Source organism: Wenzhouxiangella sp. XN201 (assembly GCF_011008905.1).
Classification (GTDB): Bacteria; Pseudomonadota; Gammaproteobacteria; order Xanthomonadales; family Wenzhouxiangellaceae; genus Wenzhouxiangella.
Map to the genome: position 1 here is coordinate 42,898 of NZ_JAAIVI010000019.1, position 15,035 is coordinate 57,932.

12 protein-coding genes are annotated in these 15,035 nt (G+C 64.8%); 4 read left to right on the plus strand and 8 right to left on the minus strand.

The window, feature by feature from the left end; all coding sequences use genetic code 11:
* Positions 1-35: 35 nt before the first annotated feature.
* The 5 genes from G4Y73_RS09070 to G4Y73_RS09090 form a co-directional block, all read right to left on the minus strand.
* Positions 36-605 (minus strand): OsmC family protein, encoded by a 570-nt coding sequence (locus G4Y73_RS09070; RefSeq protein WP_205596579.1) that lies wholly within the window; start codon positions 603-605, stop codon positions 36-38.
* Positions 606-636: 31 nt separating this feature from the next.
* Positions 637-1,593 carry a hypothetical protein gene (locus G4Y73_RS09075; RefSeq protein ID WP_205596580.1) on the minus strand — a complete coding sequence of 319 codons (957 nt, stop codon included), beginning with the start codon at positions 1,591-1,593 and terminating at the stop codon, positions 637-639.
* A gap of 134 nt (positions 1,594-1,727) precedes the next feature.
* Positions 1,728-1,985 carry a hypothetical protein gene (locus G4Y73_RS09080; RefSeq protein WP_164231320.1) on the minus strand — a complete coding sequence of 86 codons (258 nt, stop codon included), beginning with the start codon at positions 1,983-1,985 and terminating at the stop codon, positions 1,728-1,730.
* A 110-nt stretch (positions 1,986-2,095) separates the two neighbouring features.
* Positions 2,096-4,942, minus strand: a complete 2,847-nt coding sequence (locus G4Y73_RS09085) for a PAS domain S-box protein (RefSeq protein ID WP_164231321.1) — start codon at positions 4,940-4,942, stop codon at positions 2,096-2,098.
* Positions 4,943-5,020: 78 nt separating this feature from the next.
* Entirely contained in the window at positions 5,021-5,743 is a 723-nt protein-coding gene (locus tag G4Y73_RS09090) for a response regulator transcription factor (RefSeq protein WP_164231322.1), read from the minus strand.
* A gap of 135 nt (positions 5,744-5,878) precedes the next feature.
* Between G4Y73_RS09090 and G4Y73_RS09095 the strand changes: the two genes are divergently transcribed.
* Entirely contained in the window at positions 5,879-7,117 is a 1,239-nt protein-coding gene (locus G4Y73_RS09095; RefSeq protein WP_164231323.1) for an FAD-dependent oxidoreductase, read from the plus strand.
* 12 nt (positions 7,118-7,129) lie between these two features.
* On the opposite strand, the gene G4Y73_RS09100 is transcribed toward G4Y73_RS09095, so the two are convergent.
* The 3 genes from G4Y73_RS09100 to G4Y73_RS09110 all read right to left on the minus strand — a co-directional run bounded on the left by G4Y73_RS09100 (position 7,130) and on the right by G4Y73_RS09110 (position 10,543).
* Complete coding sequence (locus G4Y73_RS09100; protein ID WP_164231324.1) at positions 7,130-7,549, minus strand: type II toxin-antitoxin system death-on-curing family toxin; 420 nt, start codon at positions 7,547-7,549, stop codon at positions 7,130-7,132.
* Positions 7,550-7,552: 3 nt separating this feature from the next.
* On the minus strand, positions 7,553-7,780 hold the full coding sequence (locus G4Y73_RS09105) for an AbrB/MazE/SpoVT family DNA-binding domain-containing protein (RefSeq protein WP_164231325.1): 228 nt from the start codon (positions 7,778-7,780) through the stop codon (positions 7,553-7,555).
* 351 nt (positions 7,781-8,131) lie between these two features.
* Complete coding sequence (locus tag G4Y73_RS09110) at positions 8,132-10,543, minus strand: TonB-dependent receptor (RefSeq protein WP_164231326.1); 2,412 nt, start codon at positions 10,541-10,543, stop codon at positions 8,132-8,134.
* A 363-nt stretch (positions 10,544-10,906) separates the two neighbouring features.
* Here G4Y73_RS09110 and G4Y73_RS09115 point away from each other — a divergent pair, with 363 nt between their 5' ends.
* From G4Y73_RS09115 to G4Y73_RS09125, 3 genes are all read left to right on the plus strand, one after another.
* The gene (locus G4Y73_RS09115; RefSeq protein ID WP_164231327.1) at positions 10,907-13,348 is read left to right on the plus strand and encodes a DUF305 domain-containing protein; all 2,442 of its coding nucleotides are present in this window, start codon (positions 10,907-10,909) and stop codon (positions 13,346-13,348) included.
* A gap of 260 nt (positions 13,349-13,608) precedes the next feature.
* A complete protein-coding gene (locus G4Y73_RS09120; protein WP_164231328.1) occupies positions 13,609-14,244 on the plus strand; it encodes a hypothetical protein in 636 nt (211 codons plus the stop codon).
* Between the two features lie 26 nt (positions 14,245-14,270).
* Positions 14,271-15,029 carry a protein-L-isoaspartate(D-aspartate) O-methyltransferase gene (locus tag G4Y73_RS09125; protein ID WP_164231329.1) on the plus strand — a complete coding sequence of 253 codons (759 nt, stop codon included), beginning with the start codon at positions 14,271-14,273 and terminating at the stop codon, positions 15,027-15,029.
* Positions 15,030-15,035 lie beyond the last annotated feature (6 nt).

Consider the following 15,035-nt stretch of genomic DNA (forward strand, 5'->3'; position numbering starts at 1 on the left):
CGCCCGCGCGGGCGCGGACGGGGTCGGGTTGCGGTTCAGGCCCGTTCGATGGCGACCGGAACCGGGTTGCTGATGGTGTCGAATACGCCCGAGTGCTGTTGGGCCAGCTCGATCAACTCGTTGATCTTCTCGTCGCTGGCGTCGGCTTCGACCTTCATCTTCACGCGAATGCCTGAAAAGCCATTGCGCACGGTCTTCGACAGGCCGAGGAAACCCTCGAGGCTGGCGTCGCCTTCGTAGCTCGACTCGATCGCACGGATCGTCACGCCCTGAAGCGCGGCGTGGTAGATCAACGTCGTGGTCAGGCAACCGGCCAGTCCGGCCAGCACGGTTTCCATCGGGTTGGGGCCGTGGTCGGTTCCGAGCAGCACTTCGGGCTCATCCAGGCGGACGGTGAAGGGCTTGGAACGCTTGTGCATTTCGGTGGCCGCGAAGTGCTCATCGATGCGGGTGTGGTTTTCACCACCGCTGATCCACTTGTTGCTGGCCAGGAACTGCAGCTTGCCGACTTCCGGCTTTTCACGGATCACTTCGCGGGTTTCGCTCAGCGCCGTGGCGTCGATGCCGTTGATCATGATCGGCGTGTTGGCTTGTTGTGCTTCCATTTCTTTTTCTCCGGTTTGAGTCAAGGTCAGTTCAGGAAAGAATCGGGGCAAGCGCCTGACCAATACGCGCCTGCTGTTCGGGGGTGGTGAGCTCTGCAAGGATCGCCGCGAAGCGCGGCTCTTCGACGCCCGAGCCGATGTACTGCCAGCGATAGGCCTTGAGCAGCCCCGCATGCACGCCGGCCCGCTCTTCGGGCGAAAGATTGCGCGCAATAATGGCGGCGAAGTACCTGGCGTCGGCCTGGGCCTGCGCGCCGATGATGCCGTCGACGGCGGCAACCAGTTCGATCAGGTCGTCGACTGCGCTGTCGCGCTGCTGGGCATCGAGCGAGGCATGCTCGCGGCGCCACTCGAGTTCATCGAGGATGGCGTGCTGCGATTCTTCCCGCCAGTGGAACAGGAACACGTCCTTGAACAGATCCGACAGGTTGTCCTGCGGCTCGATGCTCTGCTTGTAGTGAGCCTGGGTGAACAGCTCGATCAGGCAGGTCAGCGCCAGCACCGACCAGGTCGACTTCGACAGCACGGCACGGGCGACGTCGTTGGGCCGGGCGGCCAGCTCGTAGCCGTCGGGCATGCCGGCGCCGATCATGGCGTCGATGCGACGGAACAGTTCCTGGTGCTTGAGCTCTTCGTCGCTGAAGCGCACCAGCGCTTCGAGCGCCACCTGGTCGCCCAGGATGTGGTCCTGGCTGACTTCCAGGATCTTGGCGTTGATGAAGCGCTCGACCAGGCCGAAGATATTGGCGTAGGTGCGACCCTGTACCTGGCTCAGCAAACGCTGCTCGTCGGCGTCGAGGAAGGTCAGGCGGTCGACCTGCGACAGGCCGGTCGGCAGGAAGCTCTTGCTGAAGTCGAACTCGCGGCCGGCAATAACATCGCGGTCGATGTCCCAGCGGACGCGCTTGGATACTTCGATGCAGCGCGCGTAGCGGGCCTCATCGTCGATCGTGAATGAAGGTTGTGCTGCTTGGGCTTGCATGTGCATTGCATTTCTCCGTTGTTAGGGGCCGGGCGGTGAGTCGACCGGCTGTGCAACCAGGTTGAGGCTTGCGCGTAACCGAAGGATTTCCGCAGCGTTGGGTTTTGTTACCGCTCGGTTACCGGAAGGTGGCGTGGGTGTCAGCGGGTCTCGACCGAGGCTCTGGCGCCGCGCACTTCATTCAAGCGCTGCCACGAAAGTCGCGTGACATGCACGATGTTCACGAGCGCGAACACCAGGTTCCAGCCGATGACGGTGACCAGCAGTTCGTTGCGTGAAGCGAAGTAGCCGATCAGGCACAGCACCGCCAGCAGCGAGAACACCCGCAGCAACAACATGTCGCGTACGAAGTAGGCGGCCAGGTAGAGAAAATTGGCGCAGTAGATCAGCAGGTCCATGACGGGTCTCCTTGCAAGCGGCTTGGCCGCTATGGGTTCGAGGATTCCAGCATGGGGGTCGAAGGAAACCGTCGGATGTCACAACGGTTTCGGAATGCAGCAGGTTTGTATCAGTTCGGCAACAGGCGCCGGAGTGCGCGGAACAGCTCGACGGTGTTGATGGGTTTTTCCAGCGGCGGCGGCAGGTCGAGCCGGGCCAGCGTGTCTTCGGGAACCTGTTCGAGATAGCCGCTGTAGAGCAGCGCGGGTAGCCTGGGCTGGCGCTTGCGCAGCCCCTCGATGAACTCCAGGCCATTCATTTCCGGCATGGTGTAGTCGACGATCACCAGGTCGGCAGGCAACTCGGGGCCATCGAGCATGCCCAGCGCCTCGGCCGGCGACGGGCAATGCATCGCCTCGAGTCCGAAGGTTTCGAGCTGGTCGACCATGAAACGACCCACGGATGCCTGGTCGTCGACCACCAGCACCCGGCCCCTCAGTTGCCCCGCTGCGGCAAGATCCGGCGGCGGCACTGCGGCGGGCTCGGCCGCGGTCGCCTGGTGGACGGGCAGCAGGATGTTGAAGGTCGTGCCCCGGCCGGGCTCGATGACGAGGTCGATATGTCCGCCGTGTTCGTGGACGATGCCGTGGACGATCGCCAGGCCCATGCCGCTGCCGCGACCGGTCGGCTTGGTCGAGAAGAACGGTTCGAAAACCCGGTCCCGCAGGTCTTCGGCAATGCCGGCGCCGGAATCGCGGATGCTGAGTTCGACGAATTCACCCTCGACCGCTTCATGGCAGGCGTCGCAGCTGTGCCCTTCGACGGTGCGCGAGGCAAGCCCGATCAGGATGCGGCCGCGTCCGTCCATCGCGTCGCGGGCATTGATACACAGGTTCAGCAGGACCTGTTCGGCCTGGACCGGATCGAGGAAGACGCGCGGCACGGATTCCTCGAGCTGATAGTCGATTTCGACACTGCTGGGAATGGTGGAGTGCAGCAGGGTCGCGCCGTTGCGCACGACGCGGGCCAGGTCGAGCGGCTCCGGGTTGCCCATGCCACCGCGGCTGAAGGTGAGCAGCTGCCGCACGAGGTCGGCCGCGCGCGAAGCCGACTCGGTCGCCTGCACCAGGTAGCGATCGAGGCGGTCGGGGTCCTTGCCGCCTGCTTCGGGTTCGGCAAGCGCGGCGCGGGCCAGCCCCAGGTAGCCCAGGGCGCCGGTCAGGACATTGTTGAAATCGTGCGCAATGCCGCCCGCCAGGTGGCCGATGGCTTCCATTTTCTGCGCCTGACGCAGCTGTGCTTCGAGCTGGATGCGGCGCCGTTCCGAGGCCTGGCGCTCGCTGATGTCGCGCAGGTAGCCGACGAAGATGTTGCCGTCGCGCCCCGGCGCCACGGCCACGGCCAGCTCGACCGGAAATTCGCTGCCGTCGCGTCGCAGCGCCCGGATTTCCGAGCGACGGCCGAACAGCTCGCTGTTGCCGGTGCGCAGATGCTGTTCCAGGGCTTTTCGGTAGTCTTCCCGGTAGCGTTCGGGAATGATCAGCTCGGCCAGCATCTGGCCGTTGATCTCGTCGGGCTGCCAGCCGAAACAGTCGACCGCCGCGGGATTGACGCCGAGGACGCGGCCGGTCGTATCCATCACGATGATCGCGTCGAGCGACGCTTCGATGGTGGCCCGCAATCGGCGTTCACTGCGGCGCAAGTCGGCCTCGCGCTGGCGGCGGTCGGTCACGTCCCGGGTCACTGCCAGGATGCGGTCGACGCCGGAGAGCGTGACCCGGTTGAGCGTGACCTCGTCCCAGTGGACACTGCCGTCGCGGTTTCGCATCTGCCACTCGACACGTTGCGGCTCTCCTTCCGCCGCCTTGCGAAGCAGCGCCGCGGCCGCTTCGCTCGTATAGGGCGGAATACCGGAGCTCAGGTGGCCGCAGCTAATCTGCAACATTTCATCGCGCGTGTAGCCGAAGGTCTCGCAGGCCTTGCGGTTCATGTCGACAATCGCGCCGGTGTGCATGTCGTGAACCAGGATCGGATCCTCGGCGGACTCGAACATCGTGCGATAGCTGGCCTCGGAAGCACGCAGGGCGGACTCGGTCTCGGCCCGCTGCAGTTCCGCACTCGCCCGCACCGAGAATATGCGGAGCAAGTGCTCGACCAGGCTGGCGTCGGGCAACGCACCGCAATGGCAGACCGACAGCACACCCACCGACTCGCCGCCCGGACCGGTCAGGGGGAATCCGGCATAGCTCGTGAACTTGAACTCGGCCAGCATTGCATCGCTGGGATGGGTCTGCCCGAGCACGTCTGAAATGAAGGTGAAGCCTTCCGCGAGGGCATCGGCGCAAGGCGTTCCCGCGCTGGTGTAGCAGGGGGGTTCGACGAAGTCCCCGTTGTACCAGGCGCTGAGTGCCCGCAGGGTTTCGGGCTCGCGCTCGACGATCCGGGCGATGAAGGCGAATTGCACCCCAAGTGCATCGGCGAGGTTGGCGACGATCAGATCGAACACTTCCGGCCCGGTGGCTGAGGAGACGCTCAGGGCAATACGCTCGAGTGCAAATTCGGTTCGGCGCTGTGCCGTCACGTCGGTGGCCATCAGGCACACGCCGGCCACCTGTCCATCGGTGCCGAAGAGCGGGAACTTGCGGGTACTGAAGGTGCGCTGGCGCGCGTCGAGCACGAACTCTTCTTCAAACGTCTTTCCGGCGCCCAGGCTCAGGACCTCGGCGTCGTTGGCCTGAAGCTGCCGGCTTAGAAAGCCCGGAAAGAGGTCCGAGTCGCTCTTGCCCAGGTAGTCTGCCGCCGTGCCACCGAGCAACTCGACGAACGGCCGGTTGACGTGGATGTAGCGACCGTCGAGATCCTTGACCGCGGTGATGACCGAACTATTGTCGAGTAGCTGGCGGAACTGCGCGCACTGCAGGACTCCGGAATCGGAGTCGGTCGCGGGGACTGCTTCAGCCGGCGAATGGCGCTTCATGCCCGGAGTCTATTCCCGCTGAAGCGCGGCGGAAAGGCCGTGAAACCAGGCGGCAACAATTGAAACGGAATGGAAACATCAGGGTTTGCGGGGTGTGAAGGTATAGCCCACACCACGCACGGTCCGGATCAGGTCGTCGCAGCCGGGGTGGGCGCCGAGTTTGCGCCGAAGCCTCGCGATGCGGATATCGATACTGCGATCGAACGGGTCCCACTCGCGGTTCTGGGTCATGTTGAGCAGCTGGTCTCTCGACAACACCCGGCCGGCATGATCGACCAGCGCGAGCAGCAGATCGAATTCCATGCGCGTCAATTCGATGTCGGTACCGTCTTCGGCCGTCAGCCGGCGACCTTCACGATCGAGCCTGAGCGGACCGATGCTGCTGGTCGCGGATGCCGCCGGGGCTTGCTGGCCGTTCTTGCGGTAGCGTCGAAGGACACTGCGCACCCGCGCGAGCAGCTCACGCGGCTCGAACGGCTTGACCAGGTAATCGTCGGCGCCGATCTCGAGACCGAGGATCCGGTCGATGGGCTCACCGGCGCCCGAGACGATGATGATCGGGATGTCGTGGTGTTCGCGGATGAAACGCGCCAGGCTCAGCCCGTCCTCGCCCGGCAGGCCGATGTCCAGGATGACCAGGTCGGGGATGGCAGCGTCGAGCTGACTGCGCGCCGACTGCGCGCTGTCGGTTACCTGGACGTGGTAGTCGTGACTATTGCCATGACTCTCGAAAACGTCGCACATCAGCTGCCGGATGACCGGGTCGTCATCAACCACCAGCAGTTCGTGGGTCGGATCCATTGCAACAGAGCCTCCGCCGGTCGTTGGCCGATTATGCTCCGATCGGTCGGATGCTTCCACCCTGCAGTTCGCTATGCCTTGACCTCGACGCGAGGCCGGGACAAAGTTGCCGTAGGAAGATCACGGGATTCAGCCATGAAGCGACGTCAACTTCTCCAGGGCCTTTTGGCCGCGCCGCTGGTCTGGCCGCTGGCCGGACTTCAGGCGGCCGAGTCGAGGCCCGATAACGGCCGCCGGGTGGTGGTGGTCGGCGCCGGTGCTTTCGGCGGCTGGACGGCCCTGCGCCTGGCCCAGTCGGGGGCGCAGGTCACGCTCATCGAACGCTTCTCGCCCGGGCATTTCATGTCGAGTTCCGGGGGCGACTCACGGGTGATCCGGCACATGTACACCAATCCGCTATACGTACGCATGGTCGAGCGTTCGTTGGCGCTATACCGCCAGGCCGATCGCGAGTGGCACAAGCGCCTGCTGCACCCGATTGGCGTGCTGTTCATGCGCCAGCCGGCCGGGGCCGGATTCTTCGAGGCCGGCAAACCGGCGCTGTCGGAAGTGGGTATCGAGCATGAGCGTCTCGGGCCCGAGGAGATCGCGGCCCGCTGGCCGCAGATCGGTGTCGACGGCCTCGACGAGGCGATCTACGAGCCCCAAGCCGGCTATCTGATGGCCCGCCGTGCCTGCGAGGCGGTGTATGCCGCGCTGCAGCGCGCCGGCGGTCGGGTCGTTGCCGGCCAGGCCAAGCCAGGCACGATGCGTTCCGGGCGTCTCGAATCGGCCCGTCTGCCCGACGGCAGCGAAGTTCGCGCCGACGATTTCGTGTTCGCCTGCGGTCCCTGGCTGCCCGAGTTGTTTTCCGAAGTGCTCGGCCCGGTGCTCGAGACCTCGCGCCAGGACATCTACTATTTTTCGCCGCCGACCGACGGGCCCGGCCATTCCGAGAACGAGCTGCCGGTCTGGGCCGATTTCGGCGAGCGCCTGTGGTACGGCATACCCGGCAATCGACGCTGGGGCTTCAAGGTGGCCGACGATACCCGCGGCGAGCCGGTCGAGCCGCAAGACCGCGACCGCCAGGTCGATCACGCGCACGTCGAAATGGCGCGCGAATTCATGCGCCGGCGCTTTCCGGCAATGGGCGATGCCGCGCTCGAAGGGGCGCGCTTCTGCCAGTACACCAACACCCCCGATGGCGATTTCATCCTCGACCGCCATCCCGAAGCCGCCAACCTGTGGCTGGTCGGCGGCGGCTCGGGCCATGGCTTCAAGCACGGCCCGGCGCTGGGCGAGCTGGTGGCCGAGTCCGTGCTGCGAGGCGAGCAGGCCGAGCCGGCCTTCGCGCTGTCGCGCTTCGACCGGCAGGCCGACGCAAACGGGGAATGAATCGCCGCGGTATCAGGCGTAGGTTTCAGTCGTTTCGCTGACCTGTTCGGGGCGGGCGTGGCCGCGCAACCACTCGGTCAAGGCCGCCTCGTCCAATTCATCGGCAGCGAGCGCCATGAAAACAGGATAGAGGTCGCTGTCATCGGCAACGAGCTGATAGCCGTTGAGTTCCAGAAAGAGTTCACAGGCCACGGCAGCCGTTCGCTTGTTGCCATCCACGAACGGGTGGTTGCGGCTCAAGCCGAACGCATACGCTGCAGCCAACGAGATCATGTCGACATCTTCACCGTAAACGTGCCTCTGTTGCGGACGCGCCAGTGCCGGCTCCAGCATGCCTCGGTCCCGCACACCGGAGCCGCCCCCATGCTCGATCAACTGGCGCTCGTGGACTGCCTCGATCAACTCGGTTGAAAGCCAGACCGGATCGCTCATGACCTATTCCGCCAGCTTTTTGAGCAGGTTGCGACGCTTGCGCATGATCTTCTCGGCCACATCCATCTGCCGGGCCAGCTCGGGGTCGTAGGGGCTGAGCACGATACCGTCGGGCGTTTCGCGCACCATCAGCTCGTCGCCGCGGCCCACGCGCAGGCGCTCGAGCACGTCCTTGGGCAGGATGACGCCGGTGGAATTGCCGATGGCGGAGACTTTGAGCTTGCGGGTCATGGGGCGGCTCGGGAATGGTTGTTTCGGGCAGTATAACAAATGTATTACAGCACTTGGGCGGGCCGGGGCGACAGCGCCATTGTCATCCCGGACGGCGCGTCAGCGCCGAGCCGGGATCTCGCACGGTGAGGCGGGCACTCAGCCGGGCCGTGCCCAGACTCGGCGTGGGAGGTCCCGGCTCGGAGGCCGGGACGACACATGGGTGCCGTAGTGATATCCAGTGTGTGAGGTCCCGGCTCTGGGGCCGGGACGACATTTCAGTGTCATCTTGGGTGGCTAATAAAGCGGCGGCCGCGTCCCTGGAAGGGAACGCGGCCGCCGGGTAGTGCAGGGGCGAGGTATTGGTTGTCGTTAGAAACGCGCGCGGAAGTTGATGCCGTAGGTGCGCGGCTGGTTGGTTCGGAAGCCCAGGCGGGCGCGACCGCCGCGCTCGCGGTCGAACGACAGCAGCGCGTTTTCATCGAACACGTTGTCGACGAACAGCGTGACGGTGTAGTCGCCGAAGTCGATGCCGCCGCTGAGATAGGCGATGTCGTAGGCCGGCAGCTCGAGATCGAGCGAGGTCACTTCGGCGCCGGTCATGCCGGCAAACGGCAAGCCGTGCGCGAAGTCGCCCGCACCCGGCACCTGGTCGCCCGGCTGGGTGTAGCGAGAGCCGATGTACTGCCAGGCAGCGGTGACAAAACCTTCGGCCGCGGAACCGGCCCAACCTACCGGGAAGGTGTAGGACCCGCTGAGCGAAGCCTGCTCTTCGGGCACGGTGGGCAGGCGGTTGCCGTCCTGAACGCCGCCGAGCACGTTGCCGTCGGCGTCGAACACGGTGGAATCGAACTCGGCTTCGACCACGCTGCCGGCGAACGACAGGAAGAGCCGGTCGATCGGCTCCCAGTTCAACTCGGCCTCGACACCGGTCGAGTGCGCGCTGGGCACGTTGAAGGAAATGCGCGAGGAGCACGATCCGGCATCCAGCGTGACCTGCAAGTCATCGATGTCGGCATGGAACACGGCGGCATTGAAGGTGACGTTCCTCGTCTGCGCCTTGAAGCCGAGCTCGTAGTTCCACAGGGTCTCGTCGTCATAGTCCTGGAAGTCGCCGAAGATCTCGAGGTCTTCGGGGGTACACAGGGTGACGTTGAGCGGGTCGTTGACCCCGCCCAGACGGAAACCCTGGGAAACCTGGGCATTGACCGACATGAAGTCGTTGAACTTGTAGTCGGCGATTACCCGCGGCGTGAAACCGTCCGACGAGGTCTCGTCGACCACTGCGGTGTCGCCGGCGGCGAACAGGCCGCCGGTGGTGATCGTGCGGACTTCCTCGAAGTCGTAGTAACGACCGCCGGCCGTCAGCGTCAGCCGATCGGTGACATACCAGCTGGCCTCGCCGAAGATCGCGAGCTGCTCGATGTCATAGGGCAGATCCGAGTTGAACGGAGAATCGGCCGGGAAGCCGTTGGCAACGGCCGCCGACGTACCTGCGCCCAGTACGGCATCGGTGAAGGCGTCGTAACCGGGCGTGGGCAGGCGCTGGGCATACACGCGTTCGGTATCGGAATAGAACGCGCCGACCAACCAGTCGAACACGCCTTCGCCGTTGGACGAAAGGCGGACCTCCTGGGTGAACTGCTCGACGTCGGTGGTATCGCGCAGGTTCGAAGGCAGCATCACGGCTTCGTCGGGATAGCCCAGGTCGACCGAAACACTACCGGACAGGGCACTGGCGTCACGGCTGACGAGAATGTCGCGCTCGGTAATGCTGGTCACCGAGGTCAGGTCAAAGCCGTCGAAGCCGACTGTCGCGGTCAGGTCGGCCAGCATGAACTCGTCCCCGAACTCTTCATCGAGCAGCAGGAACTGTTCGCGCTCATCGAAAGTAACCGCCGGCCGCTCGGTGGTGTACGGGTTGGCATACAGGTTGAACACTTCCTGGCGATTGAAACCGTCGGTTTCGATCTCCTGGTAAATGAGGCGGGGCGTGAGCGAAATGTTGTCGGTCGGCTCATAGGTCAGGGCTGCGCGAATGCCGCTGCGGCTTCCGCTGTTGACGTCGTTGTCGACCCGGCCGCCCTCACGCAGGGCGTCGATGTAGCCGCCGTATTCGGTGTGATAACCCACCAGCCGGAATGCACCGTTGCCATTGCCGAACGGGACATTGACCATGCCCTTGAGATGACCACCCTGGCCACCCTCGTCAATCGAGTTGAATTCAGCTTCGAAGGCCGCTTCGTGCTGGGCAAGGTTGGGCTGGTTGGTGATGTAGCGGATGGTGCCGCCGATCGATCCCGAGCCGAACAGCGTCCCCTGCGGCCCACGCAGCGTTTCCACGCGGTTGAGATCGAACAGGTCCAGGTCGGGGGTAAACAGTGACAGCGAAATGACCGATTCATCGAGGTAGACACCGACCTGTTCCTTGACGCCGGGCTGGTCGCGCACGATCTGACCGGCCGACACGCCGCGAATCGCGACCTGGCTCTGTCCCGGGCCGAGGTTCTGAATGGTCAGGCCGGCGACGTTGCGCGAGAGTTCCTCGATCGAGTCCGCGCCGGTACGTTCGATGTCGGCCTGGCTCTGGGCATTGATCGAAAACGGCACATCCTGCAGCGATTGCTCGCGCTTGGTGGCGGTGACGACAATGGTTTCCAGATCAGAACTGTCGTCGGCCGGCCGCCCCGAGCGGCCGGAACTCGTTTGTCCCTCGTTCGTCTGAGACGCCGATTCCGAGCTGTCGGAACTGCTGGCGCTCTCGGAGCTCGATTCAGCGCTCATCACAGCGGATTCGGCCTGATCAGAATCGGCGGTGTCGCTTGCCGCCGAAACGAGGCCGGCGGATGCGAGACCGAATACGATTGCGATCACTCCCAAAAAAGTATTCAACGTGTTTATTTTCATGGTATTCCCTCCAAGGTTCCCTGGCCCGAGTATACCGATTTTCAAGTAGTTCGCCATGCCGTGCGGGGTTCCAGCGTGCGAGGTCCCGGCTCAAAGCCTGCCCCGGACCTGATCCGGGGGCCGGGACGACAGGATCTTGGGACGGGCCGGGATCAGGGAGGGACAATCTTCGGGTTCTGCGCGCCTGATCACCCCGAATCTGCTAGATTCTGCGGCTCCTCCCAGCTTCAGGAAACATCGATGTCTGCAGTTTCAAAGGTTTTCCGCCCCTTGATGGCGCTGGCCCTGGCCGGCGGCCTGGTGCACATGGCGCTTGCCCAGACACCCATCATCCAGCCCGGCAAGCCGGGCGAGGCCAGTCGCACGATCAGCGCCGAGGAGGCCACCGAGCTGGCCGGCATCGGCTACTCGGAAGCCGACGTGACCTTCATGACGGACATGATTCCGCACCATCACCAGGCCCTGGTGATGTCCGCCCTGGTGGCCGAGCGCACCGGGCGTAACGAGATGACCGAGCTGGCCGAGCGTATCGCCGCCTCGCAGGAAGACGAGATTGCCTTCATGCAGGAATGGCTGCGCGATCATGGTGAGGAAGTCCCGGATCCGGCCGATCACCAGGCCATGCACACCCATCACGACATGGCCGGCATGGCCAGCCCCGAGCAGATGGCCGATCTGGAAGCCGCCAGCGGGCCGGACTTCGACGCACTCTTCCTGCAACTGATGATCGAGCACCACAAGGGCGCGCTGACGATGGTCGACGAATTGCTCGACACCAGCGGCTCGGCCCAGGATCCGGTGCTCTACGAGTTCACCACCGATGTCACCAATGACCAGGAAGCCGAAATCGAGCGCATGACGGCCATGCTGGCCGGCTTCTCGCCCGACCCGCGCGTGGGCCTGGCGGCCGGCTTCCGTGATGCCGGCGAGGCGATCGAGAACCTTGAACTGGTCGCCGCATTGCCCAAGCCGGACGGTTTCTTCGATCCCGAAAATCCCGCCGGCCTGCCGATCGAGCGCGATGACGAGGATGACGAAGAGGGCGACGACGAGGAAGCTGCGGATGAGGCCGATGAGGAAGGCGACCCCGAAGCGGCTGACGACGACGTGCGCCAGGGCGATGACGAGCCGCGCCCGGCCCTTTTGAGTTTCTCCAACACCGATATGGCCTTCACCGACCAGGTGCTGGTGACCGGCAATTACCACGGCTTCAACGTCTACGACATCAGCGGCCAGGTGCCTGAACTGATGAGTTCCATCGTCTGCCCGGGCGGCCAGGGCGACGTTTCCATCGCCGGCGACTTGCTGATCATGTCGGTACAGGAAAACCGCGCGCGACTCGACTGCGGCCTGATGGGTACGGCTGGCAAGGTGAGCGAGGATCGCTTCCGGGGCCTGCGCATCTTCGACATTTCCGACCTGACCAACCCGGTCCAGGTCGGCGCCGTGCAGACCTGCCGCGGTTCGCACACCCACACCCTCGTGACCGGCCCCGAGCCGGACGGCAAGCTGATCGTCTACAACTCCGGCACGTCCCCGGTGCGTGAGGAAGAGGAAATGGAAGGCTGCGTCGACACCCGCCGCTATGGCGATGATCGCACCGCGCTGTTCCGTATCGACATCATCGAAATCCCGGTCGACCGCCCGCAGGATGCGCGCATCGTCGACAGTCCGGCGGTGTTCGCCGATCCCGAGTCCGGCAACCTGGCCGGGCTGTGGGCCGGCGGCGATCACGGCGACGACACGCAGGACACCAACCGCACCGACCACTGCCACGACATCACGGTGTTTCCGGAAAAGAACCTGGCTGCCGGCGCCTGTTCGGGCAACGGCATCCTGTTCGACATCTCCGACCCCTACAACCCGCAGCGCATCGACGAGGTGGTCGATCCCGGCTTCGCCTACTGGCATTCAGCCACCTTCAACAACGACGGCACCAAGGTGCTGTTCACCGACGAATGGGGCGGCGGCAGCCGGCCGCGCTGCCGTGCCTCCGACCCGCTCGACTGGGGCGCCGACGCCTTTTACGACATCGTCGACGGCGAGCTGGTCAACGGCGCCTATTTCAAGATGCCGGCACCGCAGACCGAGCAGGAAAACTGTGTCGCCCACAACGGTTCGATCATCCCGGTGCCCGGGCGCGATCTCTTCGCCCAGGCCTGGTACCAGGGTGGCCTGTCGGTGGTCGACTTCACCGACTCCAACGATCCGTTCGAGATCGCTTTCTTCGACCGCGGCCCGATCGACGGCGACGACCTGGTGATGGGTGGCTACTGGTCGACCTACTGGTACAACGGGCTGATCTACGGCACCGAAATCGCCCGCGGCCTGGACGTGTTTGCGCTCAAGCCGAGCGAACACCTGAGCGAAAACGAGATCGCCGCCGCGAAACTTGCCAACGGCGGCGACCTGTTCAATCCCCAGACCCAGACGCGCCTGAGCTGGCCGAACGAGCCGGTGGTGGCCCGCGCCTATTCCGACCAGCTCGCGCGAGACGGCGCCCTCGACCAAACGGAGCGCGCGCGACTCGACCAGGCGCTGACGGCCGTCGAGGCCGGCAACGGCGATGTCGAAACCCTCAAGGCCCTTTCCGAGTCCTTCGGTGAGCAGTCCAGCGAGCACGAAGGCGCCACCCGCAAGCGACTGAGGGCCCTGGCCGAAGTGTTGAAAGGTCTGCGCTAGGCGTGGCGGGCATGGCGCCCGGACGTGCTACGCCGACCGTGCGAGATCCCGGCTCAGGGCCGGGATGACTCGGCCCCGTCGCCCCGGAACGCCCCCCTGTCGCCCCGGAAATCGCGCAGCGATTATCCGGGGCCTCGCAACTTTCAGGCGGCAGTCAGTTGTGCCGTGCCGGAATGATGCGTGGGAGGTCCCGGCTCTTCGCTATCGCTCCGGCCGGGACGACAGTCATCGCCCGGTAGCCCTTGCTGTACATTGGAAGAATGGCTGCAAACCGGCCGATCTTCCGACAAGCACCCAACGTGCCGCTGCCGGCGCGTCTGTTCTTTACTGTGTGGATGGCCGTCTGGCTGTCGATCGTCATCCTGTACGGCAGCACGCAGAACTTCTGGTGGCTGTGCAACGTGGCCCAGTTCATCGTGCTCTGGTGTGTGTGGCGACCCCTCCCCCTGCTGCTCTCGAGCCAGGCCGGCACGGTGGTGCTGGTAGGCCTTTTCTGGACGCTCGACTTCGCCGCGGGGCTGGTCCTGGGCGAGAGCCCGACTGGCGCCACCGCCTACATGTTCAACGATGAACTGCCGCTGATCCTGCGCGCGACATCGACCTACCACATGTGGCTGCCGCTGTTCGTTCTGTGGCTGTGCCGGAGCGAGCGCATCGGCTACGATCCCCGCGGCCCGTGGTTGCAGTGCCTGATCGGAACGGCGGCGATCGTCGGCAGCTGGTGGTTCGGCAACCCCGAGCGCAACCTCAATTTCACGCAGGCACCCTTAGGCATCGAACAGGTGTGGCTGCCCGACCCGGTCTACCTGGTGTGCCTATGCATCGCCACCGCGCTGCTGGTCTATCTGCCGGGGCACTGGCTGGTCCGGGCGGCGACGATCCGGAAGCCTATATGATGGGGCTGGATTCGACGGAGGCTTCGATGATGAAACGTCTGTCCTGGATTGCAATAGCCGCCGGCGCTCTGGTGTTCAATGCGGCGGCGGAGCCACCCGACACCAAGCTGCTGCTCGAAGGCGGTGGTTCGGCGCCGGCCTCATTCACCGATGACCGCGCCGACGAGCGCGCACGCATGGTCGAGGTGCAGATCGCCGGGCGCGGCGTCAGCGACGAGCGCGTGCTCGAGGCCATGCACAAGGTGCCGCGCCACGCCTTCGTGCCGGACGAACAGAAGCCGGGCGCCTACGGCGACCGGCCGCTGCCGATCGGCCACGGCCAAACCATCTCCCAACCCTATATCGTCGGCTTCATGTCCGAGGAGCTCGATGTCGAACGCGGGGATCGCGTGCTTGAGGTGGGCACCGGCTCCGGCTACCAGGCAGCGGTGCTGGCAGCCATGGGGGTGGAGGTGGTCTCGATCGAGATCATCGGCGCACTGGCACGCAGGGCCGCAGCGCAGCTCGAGCGGCTGGACTTCGGAAATGTCACCGTCATCCACGGCGACGGCTATTACGGCTACCCCGAAAAAGGCCCGTATGACGCCATTATCGTCACCGCTGCGGCCGAACACGTGCCGCCGCCGCTGGTCGAGCAGCTCAAGCCGAAGCGGCGCATGGTTATTCCGGTCGGCCGCGCCGGCTGGACGCAAAACCTGCTCCGGGTCGAAAAGACCGAGGACGGTGAGGCGCGTTCGCGCAACCTGATGGCGGTGGTGTTCGTTCCCCTCACCGGCGACCACTGACCACCG

Excerpts from the sequence above, each read along its gene's own strand:
- G4Y73_RS09120 (WP_164231328.1), top strand. The coding sequence starts at position 13,609 with ATGGCTGCAAACCGGCCGATCTTCCGACAAGCACCCAACGTGCCGCTG.
- G4Y73_RS09080 (WP_164231320.1), bottom strand. The coding sequence starts at position 1,985 with ATGGACCTGCTGATCTACTGCGCCAATTTTCTCTACCTGGCCGCCTAC.
- G4Y73_RS09095 (WP_164231323.1), top strand. The coding sequence starts at position 5,879 with ATGAAGCGACGTCAACTTCTCCAGGGCCTTTTGGCCGCGCCGCTGGTC.
- G4Y73_RS09090 (WP_164231322.1), bottom strand. The coding sequence starts at position 5,743 with ATGGATCCGACCCACGAACTGCTGGTGGTTGATGACGACCCGGTCATC.
- G4Y73_RS09115 (WP_164231327.1), top strand. The coding sequence starts at position 10,907 with ATGTCTGCAGTTTCAAAGGTTTTCCGCCCCTTGATGGCGCTGGCCCTG.
- G4Y73_RS09070 (WP_205596579.1), bottom strand. The coding sequence starts at position 605 with ATGGAAGCACAACAAGCCAACACGCCGATCATGATCAACGGCATCGAC.
- G4Y73_RS09075 (WP_205596580.1), bottom strand. The coding sequence starts at position 1,593 with ATGCACATGCAAGCCCAAGCAGCACAACCTTCATTCACGATCGACGAT.
- G4Y73_RS09105 (WP_164231325.1), bottom strand. The coding sequence starts at position 7,780 with ATGACCCGCAAGCTCAAAGTCTCCGCCATCGGCAATTCCACCGGCGTC.
- G4Y73_RS09100 (WP_164231324.1), bottom strand. The coding sequence starts at position 7,549 with ATGAGCGATCCGGTCTGGCTTTCAACCGAGTTGATCGAGGCAGTCCAC.
- G4Y73_RS09085 (WP_164231321.1), bottom strand. The coding sequence starts at position 4,942 with ATGAAGCGCCATTCGCCGGCTGAAGCAGTCCCCGCGACCGACTCCGAT.
- G4Y73_RS09125 (WP_164231329.1), top strand. The coding sequence starts at position 14,271 with ATGATGAAACGTCTGTCCTGGATTGCAATAGCCGCCGGCGCTCTGGTG.
- G4Y73_RS09110 (WP_164231326.1), bottom strand. The coding sequence starts at position 10,543 with ATGAGCGCTGAATCGAGCTCCGAGAGCGCCAGCAGTTCCGACAGCTCG.